The sequence below is a fragment of the Pantoea sp. DY-5 genome (genome assembly GCF_019795955.1).
Classification (GTDB): Bacteria; Pseudomonadota; Gammaproteobacteria; order Enterobacterales; family Enterobacteriaceae; genus Pantoea; species Pantoea leporis.
In genome coordinates this window covers 283,854-290,117 of sequence record NZ_JAIMIE010000006.1, presented here as the reverse complement: position 1 = coordinate 290,117, position 6,264 = coordinate 283,854, and the positions used below count along the sequence as shown (strand labels likewise).

The window sequence follows — 6,264 nt, the reverse complement described above, 5'->3', positions numbered from 1 at the left end:
TTTAGATGAAAATGATTTGCTCGAAGCCCTTGCTGACTTACAGACCCGCAGCCAGGAGATATTTGGCAAGACCTGACGGACATTTCAATTCAGCTGAAACCCGGACATTTAAAACCAGCCTCAACATAGTTGAGGAGGCAAAGTAGTAATGTCCGCTTTGAGCTAAGCTGACATGGCCGCTTCGGGTGACCTGCTGAGGAACCTGTTATGGCGGCTTCTGGTGTGGAGTTTTTCACGATGAACGAAGTTAACCGGCTTAAAGTCATTCAGGACGTTGTCGACCGGCGTCTGACAACACATCTCGCTGCTGAACGTCTCGGCATTTCCGACAGACAGTGTCGTCGTCTGCTCCAGCGCTATCGCATCGAAGGCCCGCTGGGCATGGCTGACCGGCGGCGCGGCAAGCCCAGCAACTATCAGCTTCCCGAAGGCCTTGCCGAACGCGCCATTCAGATCATCCGTGAGAGATACCCGGACTTTGGTCCCACGCTCGCCTGCGAGAAGCTGGCCGAGTTGCACGGCGTGATGCTGTCTAAAGAGACCGTACGCAAGCTGATGATGCTGGCTGGTTTCTGGATCCCCCGCAGGCATCGCGCTTCCAGGATCCAGCAGCCTCGTTACCGCCGCGCCTGTGTCGGCGAACTGATTCAGATCGACGGCTGCGACCATCGCTGGTTTGAGGAACGTGGTCCGGCCTGCACGCTGCTGGTTTACGTGGATGACGCAACCAGCCGCCTGATGCAGCTTCATTTCGTCCGCTCCGAGTCTACTTTCACCTATTTTCAAGCCACGCGCGCTTATCTCGAGCTGTACGGCAAGCCGCTGGCGTTTTACAGCGACAAGGCCAGCGTGTTCCGCATCAACAATAAAAATGCGGCCGTAGGCGACGGCCAGACGCAGTTCGGGCGCGCGCTGAACGAGCTGAACATCACCGGCATCTGCGCCAACACCAGTTCTGCCAAGGGGCGCGTGGAACGTGCGCATCTCACGTTGCAGGACCGGCTGGTCAAGGAGCTCAGGCTGCGTGGCATCAGTACGCCTGATGCTGCCAACGCCTTTGCCGCTGAGTTTATGGCGGACTACAACCGTCGTTTCGCGAAGGCACCGAGGCACGACTTTGACGTGCATCGTCCGCTCGATATTGATGACAACCTGAACCAGATATTCACCTGGCGCGAGCTGCGCAAGGTCTCAAAATCGCTGACGGTCCGCTACGATAAAATGCTGTTGCTGCTTGAAGATAACGATGACAGCCGCTGGGCGATGGGCAGGTATCTGGATGCCTGGCAGTACCCGGACGGCCGCGTTGAACTCAGGAGTCACGCTACGGTTCTTCCCTACTCTGCCTACGACCGGCTGTCTGAAGTTGACCAGGGTGCGATCGTTGACAACAAGCGGCTCGGCCACGCGCTTGCCGTGGCTAAGTTGATGCAGGACAAGCGTGATAATACGCGCTCTCAGGCGCTTCCCGCTGGAACTGGGCCAAGTCGCAGGAGTGCGAAGAAAGATCCTACAAAAAAACGGCAACGTGCGGTCAATGAGGATGATTTACTGGAGGCGATGATTGATTTACAGGCACGAAGTCAGGAGATATTTGGAAGTTGAAGTATTTATAAATATAATCAGAGCGATACCGACATTCACAAGGATGGGAGATGAAGCTATTTTCTACTGAACGGACCGATGTATATCTGCTGACCTTAGACCATTCAACGAGCTTTCAGCGTTTTTTGCTTAATAACAGAGACAATTTCGCACCCTTTGAACCACTGCGAAACGACGAATATTTCACAATCAATAGCGTAGCTGAAAGGATCAGTAATGCGCTACTCGATTATGAAGAAAGAAAGTGCATCCTTATGGTTTTCACCTTAAAAGATGATGACAAAATTATAGGCAGTATAAATTTCACCAACTTTATATTCGGTGTTTTTCAGGCATGCTATCTAGGATTTTCAATCGACCATAATTATCAGGGTAATGGCTTGATGCATGAGGCGCTGAAAGAATCCATATCCTATGTGCATGATAAGTATGACATCCATAGGATAATGGCTAATCATCTTTCTGATAACTTACGCAGCAAAAAGACTCTGGGCAGTCTGGGCTTCGTAAAAGAAGGTTATGCACAATCTTATCTGAAAATAAATGGGACTTGGCAGGACCACATCCTTAACTCGCTGATCCTTCCGGAATAATCACCCCCTTTATTAAAGCTGAATTTAAATTCTAATTAGCCCTCAAAGCAGAGGGTTAGTTCTTTTATTAAAAACCTACTCTGACAACAATCGGCCATCTTAGGTTTGCCTGAACCCGGTCACTTCTACTTGGCTTTGACATAGGTTGTGGGTGCTATTTGATAATGTCACTTTTTAGCTAGTTCATAATGTCACCCAGATACGGCGCTTTTGCCGCCTTTTCTGGGAGATCTCTGCTGATGCTGGTGACCATGTCGAACAAAGAACTTCACCGCCTTCCCGTCATTCGGGCTGTTATTGAAAACGTATGCGTCGGCGTGATGCGGCTTCACAATTACAACTTACCTGACATCAAATAGGACTGTATATTTTTACTGGCCTCAAGATATTCATAGGAAGTCATTTCTATTTTATTTCCATCTATATCTTCAAAATAAACAGACATTGATACCTGATGATCGCTTACGGTAAAAGGAATCGACCGCAATGACAGTATTTCTATCAACTCATGAAAACAGCTCGGTTTGATGTTGAAGGCCACAGTGTGGCCAGGTGAATGATGTTTTCTCTCGAAAAGCGAAAGTGCTGCTTCGTTATTTTTTATTACTAATGGTCCGCCCTGAGTAAACCAGAAAAGCAATGACTCATCGCGTATGAACCCTAGTACATTTTTATACCAGCCTTCCGCTTCAGCGATATTATTTACATAGATATGTACATGATCGATTCTTAATACAGACATAGCAACCTTATTAGCATCATTACTAGCAAGAAGAATCGGATATGCCCTTATATATTGCAAATAACTAAGCACTACCAGGCACAATATTTAACATAATCTCAGAACGGAGTTGATGCCAGGATTCGCCTTAAGGCATTGATGTTTCATGCAAGTGTCGCCAAATCACCCTACCATCTTGATTTGCTTCAAACACGACTGTCGAAAAACGAAGTGTGGCAGCCTGAGCGCCAATTTTCTGGCGTTCTATATAGGTTACTGTTGCTCCACCTTCACTCTCAGTAACAATCTGCAAATCAGTAATTTCAATATCAAGGTTCGGTCGTGCGCCACGCTGAGTGCGAAAGAAATTATTTAATTGGGTGAAGTTGAGTAATACACCGCCCGTAGTCATCATTGAATATGCCGGACTAAAACGAGCGAGTAGATTGTCACAAACTTCGTCATGCGCTTCTGCATTTCCCAACCAATTCTGTATCAACTCGTGCGCATCCATTACTTCCTTAAAATAACGATTCATTTTTGCTCCTGTTTTAAAGTGAAAATAACGTCGTGGTTAGCTATGCGAAAACAACATGCTATGGGTATAACAGCGCTGCATGCGACTAAGATAAAGCACAAGTGATAGGCTTGATCTAATGGCAGCGTGAAGTCGGTAATAATATTAAACAAAAGACTGACCAAGGTAATGCCGAGACAGAAACTGAGTTGACGATTGATATTCCAAAGTGCGCTGGCATCAGCAAGATCAGCATCTGCTATTTGAATGAAAGCTGTACTTTGTGCCGTGCTGCTGCATAAACTCCCCCCGAATCCCATCAGTGCGAAAGCCAATACACAAATCACCACATCAGCACCATGTCCTGTCAATGCCATCAGGCCCATGCCCGTTGCCTGAACGAGGCAGCCCGTGATAAATAGCGGACGTGGCCCAAGTATATTAAAGCTTTTGCCGGTCAACGTGATCGCCGCGAACGATGCCATTGACCATGGCAACATCATAGCTCCCACCAATGAGGCATTCATCCCAAGCTGGTTTTGCAGATAGAGCATGACGATCATACTCACTCCCATAAATAAACCCGGTATGAATTGGTAGATCAGCATTGCGGTCAGTAAGAGAGGATCCTTCATCAGACGCAGGTTAAGAAGTGGATTGGTTTTCTTCATGGCATTCCATACATAACCGCCCATGATAATTAGGCCTATTAACAGCATCAGCCCACCCTGGTGGAAGTGCTGAGATTCACCAAGATATGACAGTCCAAGAAGTATCAAGGTCAATCCTGTGCAACCGCCAATCAAACCCACTGCGTCCAGACTCTCGTGATTTTCGCTCTGTTGGTCAGGTTTGAGCCAGCATGCTGCCAATATCAGGGTGATTACTGACAGCGGTACACTGGCCAAAAATACCCAACGCCAGCTGATGCTTTCAACCAGTATCCCGCCGATAGCCGGCGACAGCGCAGGTGCCAGTAACGCTACCAGCATCACAGCAGAAGATAATCTTGCGCGTTCATGACTTTTATACAACGCATAGATCATGGTCTGGCCCAGTGGAATCAACAATCCGCCGCCGATCCCCTGCAGCCCTCGCCAGGTAATCAACTGCGATAGCGATGAAGACAATCCCACACCACAACTCCCAATAATGAAAATCATCAGGGAAGCCATAAACAGACGCTTGATGCCGATACGTTTAGACAGCCAACTGCTGAGCGGTATGACCAGCGTAAGAGCCAGAATGTAGCTGTTACTTATCCACGCCAGTTGATTCACCGGTGAGTCAAACTCACGACTAATTTCAGGATAAGCAACATTGGCGATAAACATATTCACCAGGTCGATAAAAAATCCGAGCAAATACACACAACCCACACGCACACGATAAGTCATCTTTTTCTCATCAAAACAGCATAATGCGCGAATTATAGGAACATTATTTATCAGGATAAATGCGCATCCTGTTGTTATACTGTCAAAGATATTTTGACAGTCACATTATCTAATCGGAGTAATTGATGATTAATCTGCAGCGTCTTGAGATGTTTGTTGCGGTAGTAGAAGCCGGTAGTTTTACCGGAGCAGCACAGACGCTGGGGCTGACTAAAGCGGTGATGAGCTTTAATATTAAACAACTTGAAGCGGAACTGGGTGTCTCTTTACTGACTCGTAGTACCCGGCGAGTGTCTGTCACGGATAGCGGAGAACGATTTTATCATCGTTGCCGGCAACTCCTGCAGGATGCTGAGCACCTCCTCGATGAAGTACGCGGCGATCATTCTGGGTTGGTAGGTTTATTGCGCATTACCACGACACCCGAGTACGGAGCGCGTGTGATAGTGCCAGCAATGGCGGAATTTTCATCCAGACATCCACAACTGCGCATCCAGCATGTTTCATCATCGAAGAATGACGACCTTATTTCCGGGCGTTTCGATGTGGCAATCCGGCTTGGTCAACTTGCCGATTCCAGTCACCATGCAAGGATTATCGATCGCTTCGATATCTTCCCCGTCGCTTCACCTGCCTATCTTCACACCATGGGAGAATGTCCCATCACCACTCTGGCTCAACTCGCTGATGCGAAATGGATTGCACATAGTCGCCTGTCAACGCCATTAAGTTGGCAAGTTTCAACACCCGAAGGTGAGAGCGTAGTTTTCAACGTACATAGTCCTGCCATGATCGTGGCTGACAACGCTGCTTCGCTCTTGGCTTTTGCTCTTGGAGGGGCTGGCGTTGCCCTCTTACCTGCCTGGCTTGTGCAGGAAGAGTTGCGCCTGGGGAATTTGATCCAACTACTGCCAGATCATCATTTTCCCCGTCAAGGAATTTATGCGCTTTACCCCAACACGCGCCATGTACCTGAAAAAGTACGAGCGTTCATCGATTTTTTACAGAGCAGAGTTGGAAGCCCCCAATAAAACTGATGTGAGGGAGCATCAAACGACTCAATGCCCATGCACCGTCAACCCCACCAACCGAACCACAATCGGGCGCACTACCAGTATGCAAACAAAAGCCGCAGGCATCGCAACCTGATATGCATTCATCACATTTTCCATATAATGCGGCCCGATGCCAAATTCGGCGAAGGTAATGACCAGGCTCATCAGAAACGCCATGATTGTCGCCATATACAGCGCGAAGATGTAAGGTGAAACGTGCTTTGGCAGGCGTAGACGAGCACTACTTTTCTCGGTTGCTGTTGTCATAGCGTGATCCTTTTCAGTAAGTTTAAGCAAAACAGCCGCTAACCTATCAAGTGAATCAGGATGCGAGTAGAACGCTACTGCTTTAATCATTATTAAGTAACAGTAACGA

At 47.8% G+C, this 6,264-nt stretch carries 7 protein-coding genes; 3 read left to right on the top strand and 4 right to left on the bottom strand.

Translation table 11 applies throughout. From position 1 onward, the window contains the following. The first annotated feature begins 207 nt into the window (after window positions 1–207). A complete protein-coding gene (locus K5Y30_RS19890; protein WP_222213042.1) occupies window positions 208–1,605 on the top strand; it encodes an ISNCY family transposase in 1,398 nt (465 codons plus the stop codon). Window positions 1,606–1,655: 50 nt separating this feature from the next. Beyond that, window positions 1,656–2,198, top strand: coding sequence for a GNAT family N-acetyltransferase (locus K5Y30_RS19885; RefSeq protein WP_222213040.1), 543 nt, complete (start codon window positions 1,656–1,658; stop codon window positions 2,196–2,198). 334 nt (window positions 2,199–2,532) lie between these two features. Here the strand turns inward: K5Y30_RS19885 and K5Y30_RS19880 are convergent, their stop codons facing one another. The 3 genes from K5Y30_RS19880 to K5Y30_RS19870 form a co-directional block, all read right to left on the bottom strand. Further along, window positions 2,533–2,940 carry a VOC family protein gene (locus tag K5Y30_RS19880; protein ID WP_222213038.1) on the bottom strand — a complete coding sequence of 136 codons (408 nt, stop codon included), beginning with the start codon at window positions 2,938–2,940 and terminating at the stop codon, window positions 2,533–2,535. A gap of 127 nt (window positions 2,941–3,067) precedes the next feature. Beyond that, window positions 3,068–3,457 carry a DUF4440 domain-containing protein gene (locus K5Y30_RS19875; protein WP_222213036.1) on the bottom strand — a complete coding sequence of 130 codons (390 nt, stop codon included), beginning with the start codon at window positions 3,455–3,457 and terminating at the stop codon, window positions 3,068–3,070. Then, entirely contained in the window at window positions 3,454–4,833 is a 1,380-nt protein-coding gene (locus K5Y30_RS19870; RefSeq protein WP_222213035.1) for an MFS transporter, read from the bottom strand. The genes K5Y30_RS19875 and K5Y30_RS19870 overlap by 4 nt, the downstream gene beginning before the upstream one ends. A 125-nt stretch (window positions 4,834–4,958) precedes the next feature. Here K5Y30_RS19870 and K5Y30_RS19865 point away from each other — a divergent pair, with 125 nt between their 5' ends. Next, entirely contained in the window at window positions 4,959–5,864 is a 906-nt protein-coding gene (locus tag K5Y30_RS19865; RefSeq protein ID WP_222213033.1) for a LysR family transcriptional regulator, read from the top strand. 27 nt (window positions 5,865–5,891) lie between these two features. On the opposite strand, the gene K5Y30_RS19860 is transcribed toward K5Y30_RS19865, so the two are convergent. Next, window positions 5,892–6,155: a DUF2798 domain-containing protein gene (locus K5Y30_RS19860; protein ID WP_210080329.1), complete on the bottom strand. Its 264-nt coding sequence runs from the start codon at window positions 6,153–6,155 to the stop codon at window positions 5,892–5,894. Window positions 6,156–6,264: the final 109 nt, after the last annotated feature.